This window comes from Xylophilus sp. ASV27 (assembly GCF_016428875.1).
GTDB lineage: Bacteria > Pseudomonadota > Gammaproteobacteria > Burkholderiales > Burkholderiaceae_C > Xylophilus.
Genome location: NZ_JAELTO010000234.1, coordinates 1 through 1,265 on the forward strand (window position 1 = coordinate 1; position 1,265 = coordinate 1,265).

The following is a 1,265-nucleotide window of genomic DNA, read 5'->3' on the forward strand; positions in this document are numbered from 1 at the left end:
AGATGTGTATAAGAGACAGGCCGCAGGCGCTGCATGTGCCGGGGTGGCCGCGTTCTGACCAGCCGCCGGCGGCGTGCGCGCGGCCTCGCGCTGCGTCACGTTGCCGGACTGGCGCCCCATCGAATTGCCGCCGCCCATGCGCCGCGCCTCGGCGTCGAAGCTGCCCATCAGCAGCGTGACGACCAGCACGGCGGACCAAATTTTCATCATCTCGATCTCCTTGTCATGAGATATGCGCCAGAGCACAACTTCTCAGCACTTGATTCCAACATGCAAGGCGGCCACGCCGCCGGTCATGTTGTGGTAGTCCACATGGCCAAAGCCGCTTTTCTGCATCAGCTGTTTGAGTTCTTGTTGACCAGGGTGCATGCGGATCGATTCGGCCAGGTAGCGGTAGCTGGCGTCATCGCCGGCCACCAGCTTGCCCAGCCGCGGCAGCACGCTGAAGGAGTACCAGTCATAGGCTTTCTCCAGCGGCTTCGCCACTTTTGAGAACTCCAGCACCAGCAGCTTGCCGCCGGGCCGGAGTACGCGGCACATCTCGGTGAGCGCCCGGTCCTTGTGCGTCATGTTGCGCAGGCCGAAGGCGACGCTGACCAGGTCGAAGTGCCCATCGGGAAAGGGCAGCTGCTCCGCATCGCAGACCGCCGTGGGCAGCACCACGCCCGCGTCGAGCAGCCGGTTGCGGCCGGTGCAGAGCATGGCGGCGTTGATGTCGGTGTGCACCACGCAGCCGCTGCGGCCGACCTTCCTGGCAAAGGCCAGGGCCAGGTCGCCGGTGCCGCCGGCGATGTCGAGCACCTGCTGGCCTTCCTTCACGTTGGCCACCATGACGGTATAGGCCTTCCAGGCACGGTGCAGGCCGCCGGACATCAGGTCGTTCATGACGTCGTACTTGGGCGCGACCGAATCGAAGACGCTGCGCACCCGGCGAGCCTTTTCGTGCTCGTCCACCGACTGGAATCCGAAATGCGTGGTGCTCATGGGTGAGATGCTAGGAGGTAAAGGGTGAAGCGCAGGCGAGAGTCCCGCCATGCCAGCGGGGCATCGCCGCCCTGTTTTTCAAGAGAAAAATGGCTGAAGCCCAGTATCCACCTGGGCATTGTGCTATTAATTATATAGCAAATCAATGTTGCAGCCAGGGCAATCGCATCTAAATCCAAGCGAAACTAAAGCGCTGAAACAACCCTTCTAGCGCAGCCCCGATGAACCTACTGCACCACCTGCAGAGCATCTCCGACCCCCGAAGCCACCGCACGCGTCGC

At 62.6% G+C, this 1,265-nt stretch carries 1 protein-coding gene and 1 pseudogene; both read right to left on the reverse strand.

Translation table 11 applies throughout. From position 1 onward, the window contains the following. Positions 1 to 210, reverse strand: a pseudogene (locus tag JHD63_RS22570) (Tim44 domain-containing protein); the annotation flags it as partial. A 42-nt stretch (positions 211 to 252) separates the two neighbouring features. Further along, positions 253 to 984 (reverse strand): bifunctional demethylmenaquinone methyltransferase/2-methoxy-6-polyprenyl-1,4-benzoquinol methylase UbiE, encoded by a 732-nt coding sequence (gene ubiE / locus JHD63_RS22575; protein ID WP_198973030.1) that lies wholly within the window; start codon positions 982 to 984, stop codon positions 253 to 255. Positions 985 to 1,265 lie beyond the last annotated feature (281 nt).